The following is a 17,048-nucleotide window of genomic DNA, read 5'->3' as shown; positions in this document are numbered from 1 at the left end:
GACGCGCGTTATTCGCCTATCAGATGCAGCACGATGTCGCGATGCTGCGTGTGACGCCGATGCTCGAACAGATACAGCCCTTGCCACGTGCCGAGCACCATCTGCCCATGCTCGACCGGTATGCTCAATTGAACCTGTGTCAATGCGGTGCGCAAATGCGCAGGCATGTCGTCGGGGCCCTCGGCGTCGTGCTCGTAGCGTTGCTTGTCTTCGGGCGCGAGGTTCGCGAAGTAGCGCTCGAGATCCCGCTGCACCGACGGGTCGGCATTCTCCTGAATCAGCAATGAAGCCGACGTATGACGGCAAAACAGCGTCAGCAGTCCGGTGTCGATGTCCTGCGCCGCGACGAAGCGGCGGGCTTCATCGGTGAATTCGACGAGTCCGCGAGTGGGCGCCTTGACGCTCAGATGGTGGATGGCCTGTCGCATGATGAAAGTGCTCGACTCCGGTTCAGAGCGACGCGAACGCGTCGGCGATCTGTTCGACACTCCCTGGGCGAACGACGCGCGCTACTTCAGTGCCGTCGCGCATGAAAATCAGCGTGGGCCATAGCTTGACCTTGAACGAGCGGCCTAAGGGGCGGCCGGGACCGTCCTCGATCTTCAGGTGCCTGACGCCGGCATGCGCTTCGAACGCCTTTGCAATGGACGGTTGCGCACCCTGGCAGTAGCCACACCAGTCCGTGCCGAACTCGATGACGGTGGCGCCTGGCAGCGCGTCGATTTCGGCTCTTGATGGGGCTTTGGTGGAATAAGGCGTCCGGATTGCCATGCATGCTCCGCTGCGGGTTCAAATATGCGCTCTGGGGTTGGAAAGGCGCGTCCGCTGCCGCGGACACGCGCCGCACTCTGGTTTGATAAGAGTACCAGCTATTGGTTCGGGAGTCGGCGGGGCGGGCATTGACACAACCGCACAAGCTGGGCGGGTGCTCGAAAAGCGGCTATCGCATGCTCCGAACCGGGTGAGGGGCGCTTGCGGGAGTAGATATTGCTAGCGTCTGGCCTCGACTACCACGCATGGGGCCGGTGAGCGGGCGCCAACGCGTGGACGCGCAGGTTCAACCGTCATGGAGGCATGTCATGCCATCAGCATTGATCGTCAAGCGGTCCGTCGGACTCCCTGCAAAGTTACGCCGCGGCGTGAAGTGCGCGATGCTCGCATGCTCGCTCGCGGCCGCGCTGCCAGGCTACGGCGCGGATGTAGCGTCTGCGCCTTCCGGCGCGTCGCAGGAGACACCGGCTGCGGCCTCCGCCGCGCGCGCCGCCAACGCACCCGACGACACCTTCCTGCTGACGATCTTTTTGCGCCACGACGAATCCAGGCCGCTCCCGAAGATCAACGAGCAATTGCGCGCACAGGGTTTCTTCAAGACTTTCCCGCCGCCCGGCATAGAAGTGGTGTCGTGGTACGTGATGATGGGCATCGGTCAGGTGGTTACCCTGCGTGTGCCCGCGAGCCGCTTGCGCGAGGTCAATCGCGCGATTGAGACAACCGCGTGGGGCGGCTACCGCACCGAGTTCTATCCGACCTACGACTACAAGGCGCTCGCGCAGCAGATGCGCGCGAACGACGGCAAGTAACTTGCGCGGGCGGAGCGGTAAGCTCGCTATCCGGCATAACGGTCGCTGTCACAAATTTGGGATACATCCCCGCGCCTTTACGCGCCCTCACGCGCGGCCGATAATGCCCCGTCATTCCCGCCACGAAGCCTGTCGCGCGCGCCGCGCCTTGCAGGCTTGCTTGCTCTGAGCCCACAGCCGCCCGTGTTGAAAACCTCACGTTTTTTTGGTCTGCTGCACATTACCGGCTTCAAGCCGCTCGCCGCCGCCACGCTGATGCTGGGCGTCGCCATGTCGTTCACCGCTCCATATCTGTCGCTATTCGGTGTCGAGCGCGCCGGTATGACGCCGTTCCGCCTTGGCGTGTTCATGACGCTGATTGCGGCAAGCGGCGTGCTGGCGAGTACCTTCGCCGGCCGCTGGAGCGACGCGAGCGGCCGGCATCGGCCTTTGCTGCTGGCGGCATTGGTTCTCGCCGCCCTCGGTTACCTGTGTTTATGCGTGGTGCGCGACTACCGGCTGTTGCTCGTCGTCGGCATTGTCTTCATAGGCGCCGGCGGTTCGGCCATTTCAATGGTGTTCTCGTTCAGCCGTGCCGCGCTGCCCGTGCCTGACGCGGCCGAGCGCGTGTTCGCCAGTGCGACGCTACGAACGATTCTTTCGGCGGCGTGGGTGTTCGGGCCGTCGGTGGGCGCGCTGGTGCTGGCGGCAACGAGTTTCTACGGGCTCTTCCTGTTCGCCGCGGCCAGCTTCGCCGCGTGCGCCGCCATCGTCTGGCGCATGCGCGAGCCGCAGGGCCATCTCGGCGATCACACGGTGCAGGACACGGCCTCCGAGCCGTCTTCCTCGATCACGGTACCGCCGCTGACCGAGCCGGGCGAAGACGCGCACGAGGACTTGCCGGGCGTAGCATCGGCGAACGATATTGGCCGCGCGGTCGCGGCGCTGACCTTGCTCGGGCTCGCCGCGAACGCCACGATGATCGTGTTGCCGCTTTACATCGTGCATGGTCTGAGCGGCACGCATCTGGACGTGTCGGTGATGCTCGGCCTCGGCGCATTGACCGAAATTCCGATGATGCTCGCACTCGGCGCGAAGTCTTCGCGCTTGCACAAGCCGAACTGGCTGGCGGCATGCGCGGCGGTTCACGCTCTGTATTTCGTCGCCATGTCGCTCGCTGGAAACGTGCATGTGCTGATACCGATGCAGATTCTCAACGCGTTCGTGGTGGCCGTGACCTCTTGCCTCGGCATGACCTACGTGCAGGATCTGATGCCGCATTCGCCGGGGCGTGCCACGGCGCTTTTCTTCAACGCGGCGCGGGTAGGCTCGATTCTGTCGGGCGTGTTGTCCGGTTTGCTGGTGCAGGCTTTCAGCTATCGAGGAACCTTTCTTTTCTGCGGTTTGCTGGCGCTGTGCGCTCTCGTGCTGTTTGCCGTACCTGGTTATCGCTATCCGCTGATGTGGCGAGCGGTGCGGCGTTTCGCTCGTACGCAATACGGCAAGCTTCAATCTGCGCGCTCGCTGCGCGGCGGCCGTGAGCGTTGATCTGCGGTGCCACGCATCGCACGCGCAGCCGAAGCTTGCATCGAGCTGAACGCGAGGAACTTTACGCCGCACAAAACCTCTGCAATGAGGCGTATCGTTCTTGCGATGGACAGCGGTTGCTGTCGTTACCGCAACCGGATCAGTCAATGCGGAATCGCCGGAACTTGCAGCAATCGCATCATGATCATCTAACTGAACCAGGCAGCGTCACGAAGCACTTTCGGGAGCGGTGAAATGCAGCTAGGCATGATTGGATTGGGACGTATGGGCGCCGACATGGTGCGGCGGCTGAGCAAGGGCGGTCAACAATGCATCGCCTACGACGTACAGCCCGCTGCCGTCGAGCGGCTCGGGCAGGAAGGCGTAATGGGCGCATCGTCGCTCGAAGATCTCGTGGCGAAACTCGAGAAGCCGCGTGCGGTCTGGCTGATGGTGCCCGCCGCCGTGGTCGACGGCACGCTCGACAAGCTCCTGCCGTTGCTGGAACCGGGCGACATCGTGATCGACGGCGGCAATTCCTATTACCACGACGACATCCGCCGGGGCGCCCAGCTGGCCGAGCGCAAACTGCACTATGTGGACGTCGGCACCAGTGGCGGCGTCGCCGGACGCGAGCGCGGCTACTGCCTGATGATCGGCGGCGAAGCGGAGGTCGTTCAACGGCTCCAGCCGATTTTCTCGATGCTTGCGCCAGGCGCAGGGGCCGCGCCTGCCACGCCGGGACGCACCGAGGGCAGCAGCACGGCCGAGCAGGGCTTTCTGCATTGCGGCCCGATAGGCGCGGGGCACTTCGTCAAGATGGTTCATAACGGCATTGAATACGGCTTGATGGCCGCCTATGCCGAGGGCCTCAATATTCTGCGTCATGCCGACGCCGGTAAGCACGCTCGCGACGCAGATGCCGAGACTTCGCCGCTACGGCGTCCGGAGCTTTATCAGTACGATCTGAACCTGGCCGATATTGCCGAAGTGTGGCGGCGCGGCAGCGTGATCGGCTCGTGGCTGCTCGACCTGATCGCCGGTTCGCTGGTTGGCGACGCCGATCTGAAAAACTACGCAGGACGCGTATCCGATTCGGGCGAGGGACGCTGGACGATGGCGGCGGCCGTCGACGAGGGCGTGCCGGCGCCGGTGTTGAGCGCGGCGCTCTTCGGGCGTTTCAGTTCGCGCGGCGAAGCGGACTTTGCAAACCGCGTGTTGTCGGCCATGCGCCACGACTTCGGCGGTCATGCCGAAAAACCGCCTGCGCCGTCGGGCAGCCAGCAGGGCTGATCGTCCCGATCCTCCGGCTCACAGCACAGCCGATTTCATGGAGCCGCACATGCAAGCCACACAACCCACTGAAAGCGCGCCGCACGACGTCGTGTTCCTGTTCGACTGCGACAACACGTTGCTCGACAACGACCACGTGCTATCGGATTTGCGCGCCCACATGATGCGCGAGTTCGGCACTGAGAACAGTAGCCGCTATTGGGAGATTTTCGAGCAATTGCGCGGCGAGCTCGGCTACGCGGACTATCTTGGCGCGTTGCAGCGTTACCGCACCGAGCATCCAAGAGACACACGGCTCTTGCTGATGTCGTCGTTCCTGATCGACTATCCGTTCGCCAACCGGCTCTATCCAGGCGCGCTGGACGCGTTGCAGCACGTGGCGAAACGCGGGCCCACGGTGATTCTGTCGGATGGCGACGTTGTGTTCCAGCCGCGCAAGGTCGCGCGCTCCGGCTTGTGGGAAGAGGTGGAGGGCCGCGTGCTGATCTACATCCACAAAGAGCTGATGCTCGATCAGGTGATGGAATGCTACCCGGCGCGCCACTACGTAATGGTCGACGACAAGTTGCGCATTCTTACGGCAATGAAGAAAGTCTGGGGCAGCAGATTGACCACGGTGTTCCCGCGCCAGGGGCATTACGCTTTTGACCCCAAGGAGATATCGAGCAATCCGCCCGCGGATGTGACTATCGAGCGGATCGGCGATCTCGCGCAACTCGATGTGGAATCGCTGCTGGCCGGGAAGACCTAAGCGTTGCGAATGCGCTGTCCGTTATCTGGACAGCGATCGCGCGCGGCGCACCGCGGATATCGTGAAGCGCGGTTAATCGAGCATCACGAGTCTTGCGCTTTCAACCTGGCTTGCGCATCCGCGGCGCCCATTCTGCCGGCCGCATCGAGTGCGCTCGTTCCGCTGGCGTCGCGTGCATTGGGGTTTGCTCCGTGCGCGATCAGCATGTCCATGATCGCCGTGCGGTTGAACATCGCGGCCACCATCAGTGCAGTGCGTCCGTCGGGCGATGCACCTTCGACGTCGGCCCCGTGCGAGAGCAAGGTTTCGACCACAGCGTCGAAGCCCTTGAAAGCCGCGCCTGCGAGAGGGGTCTGCCCGTTATTGTTGCGCAGGTCGGGATCTGCGCCGCGTTCGAGCAGCGTGCGCACGGCATCGACATGTCCGTGATAGCTTGCGAGCATCAACAGACTGTCGCCTTTGTCATTGCGCAGATTCGGCGGCACGCCTTTTTCGATCACCGCTGCGAGCATCGCGGCGTCGCCGGCACGGGCAAGATCGAACACCTGCTGCGCTACTTCGAGCAACTGCGGGTCGATGGGTTGCGGGGAAGGAGGGGACGGGTCGGCTGGGTTAGTCAATGAAATCTCCTTGCAATAAAGCCGCGCGCCTCGGCGCATGAACATCGGCAGCATACACAGATTGCGCAGGCACCGCGCGTTGCTAAACGGCGCCAAAAAGTTTGACCAGCAAGCCGAACACGCCAACCAGAACGGCCACGCCCGCGCACAGCAGTAGAAGCGTGACAAGAAGAACGAGCGGCGCTTTAAAACGGTTGGGTGTCGGCATGATCAATGTGTATGGTTAAGAACGAATAAGCGAACAGACGACACTGCAGTGTGACGGGAACAACGAGATGTGGTCGTCGCGGTCCACAGCTTAAGCGTTTCGCGCAATACCTGCAGCAAGGCTGGCGTAAGACTTGCAGCGCGATGCGCGGCGACGGCGAGTCTTGACCAGCATCAAGCTTTCGCAAAGAGTCCCGAACGATGATGCGTGCATCCGGTCACACCGCTGGCGACCGGCGCGCAACGGCAAACTATCCTCCATTAGCGCTCTACGCACCACGCGGCTGTCGTGTCAAATGCATGACGCTCATCCGCGAAGCTTCGCAACCTCCGTCAACCTGCCTGACAGTCCTTACGAGGAGTGACGCCATGGCTGAGACAACCTCCCGTCCCACCCCGCCGCAAACGCTAGACCCCGATACGCTGCGCAACATGGATCGCTACTGGCGCGCGTGCAACTATCTGTCCGCCGGCATGATCTATTTGCGCGACAACCCGTTGCTGCGCGAGCCGCTGAAGCCCGAGCACATCAAGAATCGTTTGCTCGGACACTGGGGCTCAGACCCTGGGCAGAGCTTTCTGCTCGTGCATCTGAACCGGTTGATCAAGAAGCTCGACCTGAATGTGATCTTCATTTCCGGTCCAGGCCATGGCGCGCCTGCCACGCTCGCCAATTGTTATCTGGAAGGACACTATTCGGAGATCTATCCCGACCGCAGTGAAGACGAAGCCGGAATGCGGCGCTTTTTTCGTCAGTTTTCGTTTCCCGGCGGCATCGGCTCGCATTGCACGCCCGAAACGCCCGGGTCCATCCATGAAGGCGGCGAACTGGGCTACAGCCTGTCGCACGGTTACGGCGCCGCGTTCGACAACCCGAACCTGATCGTCGCGGTAATGGTCGGCGACGGCGAGGCCGAAACCGGTCCGCTCGCCACGTCGTGGCATTCGAACAAGTTCCTCAATCCGATTCGCGACGGCGCTGTGCTGCCGGTTCTGCATCTGAATGGCTACAAGATTGCGAACCCGACCGTGCTCGCGCGGATTCCACGCGAAGAACTCGAAGCGCTGCTTACCGGATACGGACACAAGCCGTATTTCGTCGAAGGCGACAATCCCGAGGTCATGCATCAGCAGATGGCAGCCACGCTCGAACAGTGCGTCGGCGAAATCCGCGCGATCCAGCAGCATGCACGCGATAACAACGACCCGACGCGGCCGCGCTGGCCGATGATCGTGCTGCGCTCGCCGAAAGGCTGGACCGGTCCGAAGGAAGTAGACGGCCACAAGGTGGAAGGCTCATGGCGCGCGCATCAGGTGCCGATTGCCGATCCCGTGACGAACAGCAAAAGCCTCAAACTGGTAGAAGCCTGGCTGCGCAGTTATCAGCCTGAAGCGCTGTTCGACGCTTCCGGCCGCCTCGTCGAAGAATTGCGCGAACTCGCGCCGAAGGGCGCGCGCCGCATCAGCGCCAATCCGCATGCGAACGGCGGCGCGCTATGCAAGACGCTCGACATGCCCCCGTTTCGCGACTATGCGGTCGACGTGAGAAAGCCCGCATCCGCATACACGTCGCCGACTCAGGTGCTTGGCGAGTTTCTGCGCGATGTCATGCGCAACAACATGACCAACTTCCGCGTGTTTGGGCCGGATGAAACCGCAAGCAACAAGCTGACTGCCATCTACGAAGCATCGGGCAAGACGTGGCTCGCGGCGGGCGACCCCGGCGACGCGGACGGCGGCGCGCTGTCGGCGGACGGCCGCGTGATGGAAATGCTCAGCGAACACACGCTGGAAGGCTGGTTCGAAGGTTACGTGCTGACAGGGCGGCATGGACTCTTCGCCACTTATGAAGCCTTCGTGCACGTGATCGATTCGATGTTCAACCAGCACGCGAAGTGGCTGGAAAAAGCGAAGCGCGAGTTGGCTTGGCGTCAGCCGGTGCCGTCGATCAACCTGCTGATCACGTCGCTCGTATGGCGCCAGGATCACAACGGTTTCACGCATCAGGACCCCGGTTTTCTCGACGTGGTGACGAACAAGAGCCCGGACGTGGTGCGAATCTACATGCCGCCCGACGCGAACTGCCTGCTGAGCGTGGCCGATCACTGCCTGCGTTCGCGCGACTACGTGAACGTGATCGTCGCCGACAAGCAGCCGCACCTGCAGTATCTCGACATGGATGCAGCCGTTACGCATTGCACGAAGGGCATCGGCATCTGGGACTGGGCGTCGACCGATCAGGGTGCCGAGCCGGATGTGGTGATCGGCTGCGCGGGCGACATCGCAACGATGGAAGCGCTCGCCGCCGTCGAGATCCTCAAGGAGCGTTTCCCGGATCTGAAAATCCGTTTCGTCAACGTGGTCGATCTGTTCCGGCTGATGCCCGAGCATGCGCATCCGCATGGGCTGACGAACCGCGACTTCGATTCGCTGTTCACGACGAGCAAGCCGGTGATCTTCAATTTCCATTCGTACGCGTCGCTGGTTCACAAGCTGACCTACAACCGGACGAACCACGAGAACCTGCATGTGCACGGTTATCACGAGAAGGGCAACATCAACACGCCGCTCGAACTCGCGATCATCAATCAGGTGGACCGTTTTTCGCTGGCTATCGACGTGATCGACCGCGTGCCGAAGCTGCGCGGTGTCGGCGACCATGCGAAGGAATGGCTGCGCGGCCAGATTATCGAGCATCTGAATTACGCGCATGCCGAGGGCATCGACAAGGAAGAAATCCGCAACTGGACGTGGAAAAGCTGAGCGAGGCCCGTTATGACCACTCAGGACGGCGCTTCGCCGCATACCATTCTCGTGCTGAACAGCGGATCGTCGTCGCTGAAGTTCGGGTTGTTCGAACATTCCGGCGACGACGAATCGCTGCTGCTCGAAGGCAGCGCACAAGGCATCGGCCGCCGCGACGGCCGCTTGCGGATCGCGGCTCCCGACGGGCGCGTGCTCGTCCAGGAGGAGCATGTGCTGGAGTCGCAAACCGACGCATTGCAAAAGCTTTCCACCGTGCTCGCCCAGCAACATCATGAGCAACCGACGGCGGTGGGCCACCGTGTGGTGCACGGCGGCCCGCACTTACGCTCGCATCAGCGGCTGACGCCCGAGGTCCGCCGCCGCTTGCAGGACGCAGTGCATTTCGCGCCGCTGCATATTCCGCCCGCGCTCGATCTGATCGACGAAGCGCAGAAGATTTTCGGCGGCGCCCAGCACTTCGCCTGCTTCGACACCGCTTTTCATGCGACGCTGCCTCCGCGTGCCGCGCAACTCGCGTTACCGCGGCGCTATTCGGAAGCCGGCGTGATTCGCTACGGATTTCATGGGCTGTCGTATGAATCGCTCGTCGCCCAGCTTGGCGCCACGTTGCCGGCGCGGGTGGTGTGCGCGCATCTCGGGAACGGTTCGAGCGTGTGCGCATTGCGCGACGGCCGCTCGGTCGATACGTCGATGGGCATGACGCCCACCGGCGGCGTGCCAATGGGAACGCGTTGCGGCGACCTCGACCCGGGCGTGCTGTTATATCTGATGCGAGTGGAGAAACTAGACGCAAACGGGCTGGAAACGCTGCTGAACCGGCACAGCGGCCTGGCCGGTTACGCCGATGGCGAGAGCGACATGCAGGCGCTCGAACAACGCGCGGCGGCGGGCGACCCGCATGCGTCACTGGCGCTCGACGCGTTCGCGACCGCGGTGCGCAAGACCATTGGCGGATATGCGGCTTTGCTGGGCGGCATCGATATGCTGGTGTTCACCGGCGGCATCGGCGAACACAGCGTGCAGATGCGCAAACGGATCTGCGAGGGGCTGTCGTTTCTCGGTCTTCATGAAGGCGACGTCTCGGGCAAGGTGAGGGTGCTTCATACCGAAGAAGAGAAGCAGATCGCGAGGCATTGCCGCGCGTTGCTGCGTGCAGATCGAGGTTGAGCGGGTTGGATCTTGGCCCGCTCACGGGTGCTTCACGACCAGTCGATCGCATACGCCTGCGACGCCGAACAGGCGCGTCACGTCTTCGAGCGCCGCGATTCGCTGGGCGTTGTGTTCGAGTTCGCCGTTGAGCACGATGCGCCCGTTGCTGACTTCCACCGTGATCGTACGTTCAGGAACCGCGGCGTCCCATGCGAGCCGCCGCGTCGCCTCTTCGCCAATCTGCTCGTCGCTCAGACGAGCGCCGTCCGCGCCGTCGGGGGCGGCGCTGTCCGGATTGGGAAAGCCCGAATGAGCCATGGTTTTCAAGGTCAAGACGCGGATAGCACAACACTAGCAGATGCCGCGTCTTCGTGGCGGCGGGCTATTCAATCGCGCGCGCCACCGCCTGTGCCGTTGCGGCCGACAGCGTCCAGCCGAGGTGGCCGTGCCCCGTGTTGTAGAACACGCCGCGCCGTTTTCCGCGTCCGACCTTGGGCAGCATGCTCGGCAGCATCGGCCGCAATCCAGCCCACGGAATGACGCGCGCGGTCGATACCTCGGGGAAATGCCGCCGCGTCCAGTCTACTAGCGGAGCAATCCGGGCGGAGCGGATATCGCGATTGAAGCCGTTGATCTCCGCCGTGCCCGCGACGCGAAAACGGTCGGCGCCGAGCCTGCTCGTCACGATCTTCGCGCTGTCGTCGAGCAGGCTGACCCACGGCGCACGCTGCCTGCTCGTTGCATCGTCGAGACAAACGGTAATCGAATAGCCTTTGACCGGGTACACATTCACGTGATCGCCGAGCATCGCAGCAAAGTCACGGCTTTTCACGCCGGCACACACGACGATCCGCTCGAACCCGAAGCGCTGCGTCTCGCCTTCGAGGTGGGCTGTGAGCGAGAAGCGACCTTCGGCGGGTTGCTCGATCGACATGATTTCCGCATCGTAATGAAACTGCACGCCGTGGCGCACGCATGCATCGGCGAGACCGCGCGTGAACTTGTGGATGTCGCCAGTCGAATCGGACGGCGTGAAAAAGCCGCCGTAAAAATCGCCGTGCAGCGTGGGCTCGATGCGCTGCACTTCGCTCGCCGTCACCGCGCTGCGTTCGAGTCCGCCTTCGCGCAGCAGGTCATTCACCTTGGCCGCCGCGTCGAACTCCTTGCGCGTCTTGTAGACGTGCAGAATGCCGCGCCGTTCGAGATCGAAGTCGATGCCTTCCTGCTCGGCGATCGAAAACAGATGCTCGCGCGCGGCGATGGCAAGCCGCACCGTTTCGACGGTGTTCGCCCGGTAGTGGGGAATCTGCCGCAGGAACTCGCCCATCCACGAATACTTGTGCCACGTGGGCACGGGATTGAGCAGCAGCGGGGCGTCGCGCGTGAACATCCAGCGCAAGCCTTTCAGAACAGTGGCCATGCTGTTCCAAACTTCTGCATTGCTGGCCGACAGCTGGCCTCCGTTGGCGAACGAGGTTTCCATCGCAGCATAGCGATGACGTTCGAACACGGTGACGTGGTGGCCGCATTGGGCGAGGGCGTGCGCGGTCGTGACGCCGGTAATGCCGGCGCCGATAATGGCGATTCGTGACATGACATGGTCCAGAGTAGTTGAGCATCACCGGGTTCGATTTCGTACGAAACCGGTGCCGATGCCCCATCTGTCCATGTACCTGAGAGTTTCTTCCCGCGCTGCGCGAAAGCGCTGTATGTGCGCGGGAATCCCCTTCGGTGGGCGCGCGCGGCGCCGCTCTCCAGATGTTCCTGCTGCGCGGTCCTTTTGCCTGAGAGTTTCCGGGGCGGTTGCTCCGTCGGCGTCGCCCTGGCTTCAGACGATCTCTCCCGCGCTGCTTTGCAGAACGCCACGACGATACCGGGCAAAATTTCTCCCGGCAAGTGTTTTCTGGCGCGTTACGTATGCTGCGTGATGCGCAACATCGACGTGTCGTAGCCAAGCGCACGCACTCGCTCGATCAACATGTCTTTCACACTGGCGACCGGTTTCGCTTCACGCGTCAGAATCCACAGATAGCGTCCGCTCGGTTCGCCGACGATCGACCAGCTGTAGTCGTCGGCGTGATCCAGCACCCAGTAATTGCCGACGAAGAACGGGCCGAAGAACGACACCTTCAGCTTCGCGTTGTTCGATCCAGCTACCACCTTGGCGCGCCCCTTCGAGGCGTCGAGCGGGCCTTCAACGCCACCCTTGCGGCAACTGTTGGTCACGTCGATCAGGCCGTCTTCACGCGCGGCGTAGTCGGCGGTCACCGACTCGCAGCCTTTTTCAAAGCGGTTTTCGTAGCGTGCCAGTTCGTACCAGCGGCCCAGATAGCGCCCGAGGTCGACCGGCTTGGCGGGCTCTGGCACACGCGCATTGCCGCTCTTGCCGCCTGGGTTTAGCGCACAGGCGCCGAGCAGGCACACGGCGCCCACCGCGAGGGAGATAGCGCTCACGCGCAGGACCGACTGTGAACGCATTGGCATTAAACACTCCGTGTCGAGAAAGACGATGAGAAAGCAGACCTCGTGCCCAGCGCACGTTTACGCGCCGCAGTCCGTCGCGACGATTCATACGTCGTCAAGGCGCGGGCCGTTTATCATAGTGCCCACCAGGAGAAAAGTGCCGCCTCGCAGAGCGATGGTAAGGCGTGTTATCCACGACCACACCGGCACATGCCGCTACATCAAATGAACTCGACTCCCGACGCTCCGTCCCGTCCCGCCATCCGCGCATTGACCCTGCTCGAGGGGCGCGTGCTTGGCGTGCTCGTCGAAAAACAGCACACGGTGCCCGACAGTTATCCGCTCTCGCTCAATGCGCTGACATTGGGCTGCAATCAGAAGACCGGCCGCTCGCCCGTCATGAACGCGACCGAGGCAGAAGTACTAACGGCGCTCGACGGTCTGAAACGGCTAAGCCTCGTGATGGAAGCCAGTAGCAGCCGTGTGCCGCGCTTCGAGCACAACATGAATCGCGTGCTCGGTCTGCCGAGCCAGTCCGCCGCGTTGCTGACCACATTGTTGCTTCGCGGCCCGCAGACGGCGGCGGAGTTGCGCCTGAACAGCGCGCGCTTGCATGGCTTTGCCGATATCTCGTCGGTCGAGGCGTTTCTCGACGAACTCGCCGCGAACGATCCGCCGCGTGTCGTCAAACTGCCTCGCACGCCGGGCGAGCGCGAAAACAGATGGATGCATCTGCTATGCGGCGAAGTGAACCTGAGCGAGTTCGCGCAGTCGGGCGGAGGCGAGGACGAAACCGTGCCGCTGTCCACGTTCGAAGCGGTGAAGGCTGAACAGAAACGGCTTGCCGATCAGGTCAACCGTCTTCAGGGAGTGGTACGGCGCATGGCAGCCGAACTAGGCATCGACGCGAACGATCTCGACGCCTGACGCCGGCCGCTCAGGTTTCGGCGCCGCGCCGCGGATCTGCGGATAACGCTCGCTGAGTACGGTAGAAGTTGCGCGGCGGCACATTGGGCGAGTCTTGTGCAAGCCGGTCGAGTTCGTCGCGAATCGCGGTCAGATAGTGGCCGTCGCGCGCGTCGGCATCGCCCGCAAAAACCGATTCGAGCCGCCGCCGCACCGCGCCATAACGCGCGCCTGCGGCGCGATGTTTTTCTGCGCGCTCCGCATAACGCATATACGTTTGCAACGCCGACGACACCGCGGCGATCACGCTCACGAGGCCGACCAGAATCCTGATCTCCAGTGAGACCGCGTTCGTGTTCAGCGATGCAAACACCGCCGTGCCCACGAACGCGGCCAGCACGGTAACGAGCCAGCCCAGCTTACGATCACGTGCGGACAACAGATCGGCCATGTCGTAGTGGCTCATTTGCGATTCGCGCGCTCGCCGGATCCATTTCAGCAACAGTTGCTGTTCATCGACTGGCGGCTCATAGGCTGGCAGATTCTTCATGGGGCTCGTCAGGGCAGTTGCGTGCCGCGCGCCGCGCGCATGCACTGACGCTACTGTGCCACATGAAAGCGCGGCCTGGCGCGCTGCCGGTCACGCGGCCACGGCTGTCGGCCGGGCAACGGCAAAGCGCTCGTTGTGCGCGTTGCCATTCAGGTAGAAGTCGCCGATGGCGGCCTCGCGAATGATCGCCGGGTTGTGCGACGCGAGCACTCGCGCATTGCGCCAGTAGCGGTCGAAGCGCCGCGTTTCACTGGTCGCGGACGCGCCGCCCACTTCGAATAGCAGCGTGGCCGCCTGCAAGGTCTGCTCGATCGCGATCTGCTGCGCCTGAAAGGTCTGAATGTCGAGGCGAATGTAGGTGTCTTCGGTGGTGCGTCCTTCCTGTCGCGCAACCAATACCTCGTCGATGGCCCGCGCGAGCGACGCACTAACGCTTTGCGTCGAATAGGCGAGACTCGCAAGCCGGCCGACCACGCGATGCACGAGCGGATTGTCGCGGGGACTCGATTCGCCTGGGATACCGAAGGTTCTCGTCTTGCCCTGCGTAAAGGCCACTGCATCGCGCAGCGCGGCACGGCTGATGCCAGCCAGATTCGCGACGTGCAGGGCCTGGTAGTACGAGGTGAGCACACTGTTGCGGCGCGGCGCCGACGCGTCGTAGCGCCGGTACACGTTCTCTCGCGCAACAGGTACATGATTGAAGCGCGCGGTGCCGCTGCCCGTCAGACGCTGGCCAAAACCGTCCCAGTCGTCGATACGCTCGAGGCCCGGCGTGTCGGCGGCGACCAGCACGCGCACGTCGCTTTGTCCGTCGTACGCGGTTACGTCCACCCAATCCGCGTACAGCGTGCCCGTGGTGTAGTACTTCTCTCCGTCCAGATGCCACGCGCCGGCGGATTGCGTCAACCGCACACTGTTGTTCGTGCCGGCCGTGCGCTCGGCCACTGCGCCGCCGATTATCTGCCCTTGCGCGACGCGGGTGAGCCAGCGGTCGCGTAGCGCGTCGTCGCCATATTCCAGCAGCGATTCGATGAAGCCGCCGTGCACGCGCAAAATCTGCGGCAGGTTCGAGTCGGCTTCGCCAAGGCGTGTGACGAGCGCGAGGAATTCGCTCAGCGACACGCCTTCGCCACCATATTGTTCCGGCACGCGCAGCTTCGTATAGCCGGCTTCACGCAGCCACTGCACGGGTTCGTAGGCTAGCTCGCGATGGCGTTCGCGATGCACCGCGCCTTGCGCGATGCGTGCGAAGACCGGCGCGAAACGGCGGGTCAGCGCGTTGTCGTCGAAAAGCTGGGCGGCGTCGGCAATGCCGGCCGCAGAGGCCGGCTCGGCATGCGATGTGGGCGCGGACATGGATTCTCCGTAGTGAGGCGCGCAATGCGCAATCCGTCAACGGTACGGCATGACACGCGCCGCGAGCAACGAAGCATTTGGCCGATTCTTAGCAGCGGGAGAGAAATGGCTCGGGCGCATTCCTGCTGCATGGCCCGTATGGTCCGTACTGGTCCGGATGGTCCGCGTAGTCCCCATGCTCGCGGCGCACTCACGACCCGCGCAGCGTGCGGCCCCGCACACACGCTGCGAGGCGTGCGGTGCATGCTCGCAATACCGGCAATACCAGCGATACCCGCCATACCTGCTTGAGCCCGGGCGGCCGCTTGCGCCTGATCCGTCGAGCGCTCAGCAACACCGGTGCAAAAGCGCCAACCGTATCCTGCACTCTGTGAGACCGCATGAACGAGACAACGCATCGTACGCGGCGCTACGACATCATCACCGACGAAGCGCAATTCCGCGCGCTGCAGCCAGAATGGGACGCGCTGTGGACGCGTGCGCAAGGCTACTACTATCAATCGTTCAGTTACTGCTGGCTCGCATGGCAGCATGTGTCGAAGCCGCACGGACGCATGCTCAAATGCATCGTCTGCCGCGAAGACGGGCAGCTCGTCATGATCTGGCCGCTCGAAACAGTCAAGCGTGCGTTATGGACGTACCTCGTGCCGCTCGGACCCGAAGGCGGCGACTACACGAGCGTGCTGGTTACGGACGACGCATCGGCCCCGGCGCTGATCGAAGGCGCATGGAACATGGCGCGCCGCCGCTGTGGCGCGGACTTCATTCATATGCCGTATGTTCGCGAGACGCTCGATCTTCACAAGCTCGTGTCGCGCGAACGCCGGGTGCTGTTCTGCGAGCCTCACCAGGCGTCGGCTGCGCGTTTGCGCGGGCAGGGCACGTGGGACGAGTATTGCCGGTCGCTTGGCACGCTATTCGGCAAACGGCCGGGCGGCTTCGTCAAGCGTTTGTCGAAAGAAGGCACGGTGGCCGTGCGCGTCGTCGATCCGGCCGACGAGGGCGAGACCGCGTCGATCATCGAATTGATGTTCAACTGCAAGCGCAGCTGGAGCGACCGCGTCCGCAAACGCAGCGTGTGGCTCGACTCACCGGAGTTCGAGCGCTTTCTAGGCAAGCTGATTTATTCGCCGGACGTGCCTTCGATGGCGCGCCTGATCGTCGTCACGCTGAACGAGGCACCGGTGGCGGGCATTATCGTGAGTCTCGGCAATCCTTGGGCAAGCGCGATTTTTGCCGGCTACGATCCCTACTATGGCAAATGCTGTCCCGGTCTGATCGCGGTCGAAGAATGCGTGAAGTGGGCGTTCAACAACGGCTTCGATCTTGACTTCGGCGTCGGCGCGGAGCGCTTCAAGGCCTATTGGGCGCGCGGCGAAGCGTCGACGGCATGGACCACGCAGATCGTCAACTCGCACTGGGGATGGCTGGCGATTCGAGCGCGCCGGGTCGCCCGCGCACTCGCGGCCCGCGCGAGCGGGCCGGCTCAAAACGCTACGACCGATCCCGATTCCGCGCTCGCGTCGCGCCGGTGATCACGGCGATACCGAAGAGAATCACGGCCACGATCGCGATCACGTGCTGCGCGACATGTAGCGCCGTCAATCCCCACGCGACGCCGCCAATGAAAATGATCCATCCGGCGAGGTAGATAAGCAGAGTCATCGTTTCTCCTTGTAATTTTCGGCCGATGGCGCCGGTCGTCTGCGTTGCAGAATTTACCGTGCGCGCCGATGAGCCGCTGGCATCGCCCTGACACGGCGGGCGGGTGTGCAGAAACGCTACCGCCGCCATGCGATCAGCGGGACTAACTCCAAGCACATTGCGCGCCTGCCCTCGGCGCAGTGCTCCCGCAGTGCTCCCGCAGTGCTCCACTACGACCGGAATGCGGTTTGCTTCGC

At 63.1% G+C, this 17,048-nt stretch carries 17 protein-coding genes and 1 riboswitch; of the genes, 8 read left to right on the top strand and 9 right to left on the bottom strand.

Going from position 1 to position 17,048, the window contains the following annotated elements:
- Positions 1 to 8: 8 nt before the first annotated feature.
- Complete coding sequence (locus tag SB753_RS01870; RefSeq protein WP_131315677.1) at positions 9 to 428, bottom strand: secondary thiamine-phosphate synthase enzyme YjbQ; 420 nt, start codon at positions 426 to 428, stop codon at positions 9 to 11.
- 22 nt (positions 429 to 450) lie between these two features.
- A complete protein-coding gene (locus tag SB753_RS01865) occupies positions 451 to 771 on the bottom strand; it encodes a thioredoxin family protein (RefSeq protein WP_020067835.1) in 321 nt (106 codons plus the stop codon).
- Positions 772 to 1,079: 308 nt separating this feature from the next.
- Here SB753_RS01865 and SB753_RS01860 point away from each other — a divergent pair, with 308 nt between their 5' ends.
- From SB753_RS01860 to SB753_RS01845, 4 genes are all read left to right on the top strand, one after another.
- Entirely contained in the window at positions 1,080 to 1,580 is a 501-nt protein-coding gene (locus tag SB753_RS01860) for a hypothetical protein (RefSeq protein WP_288825477.1), read from the top strand.
- Positions 1,581 to 1,763: 183 nt separating this feature from the next.
- A complete protein-coding gene (locus SB753_RS01855; protein WP_410798715.1) occupies positions 1,764 to 3,107 on the top strand; it encodes a sugar efflux transporter in 1,344 nt (447 codons plus the stop codon).
- Between the two features lie 234 nt (positions 3,108 to 3,341).
- Positions 3,342 to 4,379 carry a phosphogluconate dehydrogenase (NAD(+)-dependent, decarboxylating) gene (gene gnd, locus SB753_RS01850; RefSeq protein WP_310350518.1) on the top strand — a complete coding sequence of 346 codons (1,038 nt, stop codon included), beginning with the start codon at positions 3,342 to 3,344 and terminating at the stop codon, positions 4,377 to 4,379.
- Positions 4,380 to 4,428: 49 nt separating this feature from the next.
- Complete coding sequence (locus tag SB753_RS01845; RefSeq protein WP_020067830.1) at positions 4,429 to 5,130, top strand: HAD family hydrolase; 702 nt, start codon at positions 4,429 to 4,431, stop codon at positions 5,128 to 5,130.
- Between the two features lie 83 nt (positions 5,131 to 5,213).
- Here SB753_RS01845 and SB753_RS01840 read toward each other — a convergent pair whose 3' ends face one another.
- A complete protein-coding gene (locus tag SB753_RS01840) occupies positions 5,214 to 5,750 on the bottom strand; it encodes an ankyrin repeat domain-containing protein (protein ID WP_087754922.1) in 537 nt (178 codons plus the stop codon).
- Between the two features lie 576 nt (positions 5,751 to 6,326).
- On the opposite strand from SB753_RS01840, the gene SB753_RS01835 reads away from it, so the two are divergent.
- Positions 6,327 to 8,720 carry a phosphoketolase gene (locus SB753_RS01835; RefSeq protein ID WP_410798714.1) on the top strand — a complete coding sequence of 798 codons (2,394 nt, stop codon included), beginning with the start codon at positions 6,327 to 6,329 and terminating at the stop codon, positions 8,718 to 8,720.
- 12 nt (positions 8,721 to 8,732) lie between these two features.
- Positions 8,733 to 9,890 (top strand): acetate/propionate family kinase, encoded by a 1,158-nt coding sequence (locus SB753_RS01830; RefSeq protein WP_410798713.1) that lies wholly within the window; start codon positions 8,733 to 8,735, stop codon positions 9,888 to 9,890.
- A 21-nt stretch (positions 9,891 to 9,911) separates the two neighbouring features.
- Here SB753_RS01830 and SB753_RS01825 read toward each other — a convergent pair whose 3' ends face one another.
- From SB753_RS01825 to SB753_RS01815, 3 genes are all read right to left on the bottom strand, one after another.
- The gene (locus SB753_RS01825) at positions 9,912 to 10,190 is read right to left on the bottom strand and encodes a BON domain-containing protein (protein ID WP_410798711.1); all 279 of its coding nucleotides are present in this window, start codon (positions 10,188 to 10,190) and stop codon (positions 9,912 to 9,914) included.
- 64 nt (positions 10,191 to 10,254) lie between these two features.
- Positions 10,255 to 11,466 (bottom strand): D-amino acid dehydrogenase, encoded by a 1,212-nt coding sequence (locus SB753_RS01820; RefSeq protein ID WP_204521479.1) that lies wholly within the window; start codon positions 11,464 to 11,466, stop codon positions 10,255 to 10,257.
- Positions 11,467 to 11,634: 168 nt separating this feature from the next.
- Positions 11,635 to 11,727: riboswitch (glycine riboswitch) on the bottom strand.
- 56 nt (positions 11,728 to 11,783) lie between these two features.
- Positions 11,784 to 12,356, bottom strand: coding sequence for a lipocalin family protein (locus SB753_RS01815; RefSeq protein WP_410798710.1), 573 nt, complete (start codon positions 12,354 to 12,356; stop codon positions 11,784 to 11,786).
- Positions 12,357 to 12,560: 204 nt separating this feature from the next.
- On the opposite strand from SB753_RS01815, the gene SB753_RS01810 reads away from it, so the two are divergent.
- Positions 12,561 to 13,262, top strand: a complete 702-nt coding sequence (locus SB753_RS01810) for a YceH family protein (RefSeq protein ID WP_410798709.1) — start codon at positions 12,561 to 12,563, stop codon at positions 13,260 to 13,262.
- Between the two features lie 10 nt (positions 13,263 to 13,272).
- On the opposite strand, the gene SB753_RS01805 is transcribed toward SB753_RS01810, so the two are convergent.
- Both SB753_RS01805 and SB753_RS01800 read right to left on the bottom strand, forming a co-directional pair.
- Positions 13,273 to 13,791 carry an SLATT domain-containing protein gene (locus SB753_RS01805; protein ID WP_020067821.1) on the bottom strand — a complete coding sequence of 173 codons (519 nt, stop codon included), beginning with the start codon at positions 13,789 to 13,791 and terminating at the stop codon, positions 13,273 to 13,275.
- A gap of 90 nt (positions 13,792 to 13,881) precedes the next feature.
- Positions 13,882 to 15,147 (bottom strand): acyl-CoA dehydrogenase family protein, encoded by a 1,266-nt coding sequence (locus tag SB753_RS01800; protein ID WP_410798707.1) that lies wholly within the window; start codon positions 15,145 to 15,147, stop codon positions 13,882 to 13,884.
- A gap of 380 nt (positions 15,148 to 15,527) precedes the next feature.
- On the opposite strand from SB753_RS01800, the gene SB753_RS01795 reads away from it, so the two are divergent.
- Positions 15,528 to 16,682 carry a GNAT family N-acetyltransferase gene (locus tag SB753_RS01795; protein WP_410798706.1) on the top strand — a complete coding sequence of 385 codons (1,155 nt, stop codon included), beginning with the start codon at positions 15,528 to 15,530 and terminating at the stop codon, positions 16,680 to 16,682.
- Here the strand turns inward: SB753_RS01795 and SB753_RS01790 are convergent.
- Positions 16,642 to 16,812, bottom strand: coding sequence for a hypothetical protein (locus tag SB753_RS01790; protein WP_193610918.1), 171 nt, complete (start codon positions 16,810 to 16,812; stop codon positions 16,642 to 16,644). The two genes, SB753_RS01795 and SB753_RS01790, sit on opposite strands and share 41 nt — an antisense overlap.
- Positions 16,813 to 17,048 lie beyond the last annotated feature (236 nt).

The sequence above is a fragment of the Paraburkholderia sp. SIMBA_053 genome, from assembly GCF_046534895.1.
Classification (GTDB): Bacteria; Pseudomonadota; Gammaproteobacteria; order Burkholderiales; family Burkholderiaceae; genus Paraburkholderia; species Paraburkholderia caledonica.
The sequence above is the reverse complement of the archived record's forward strand: the minus strand, read 5'-3'. Positions and strand labels throughout refer to the sequence as shown.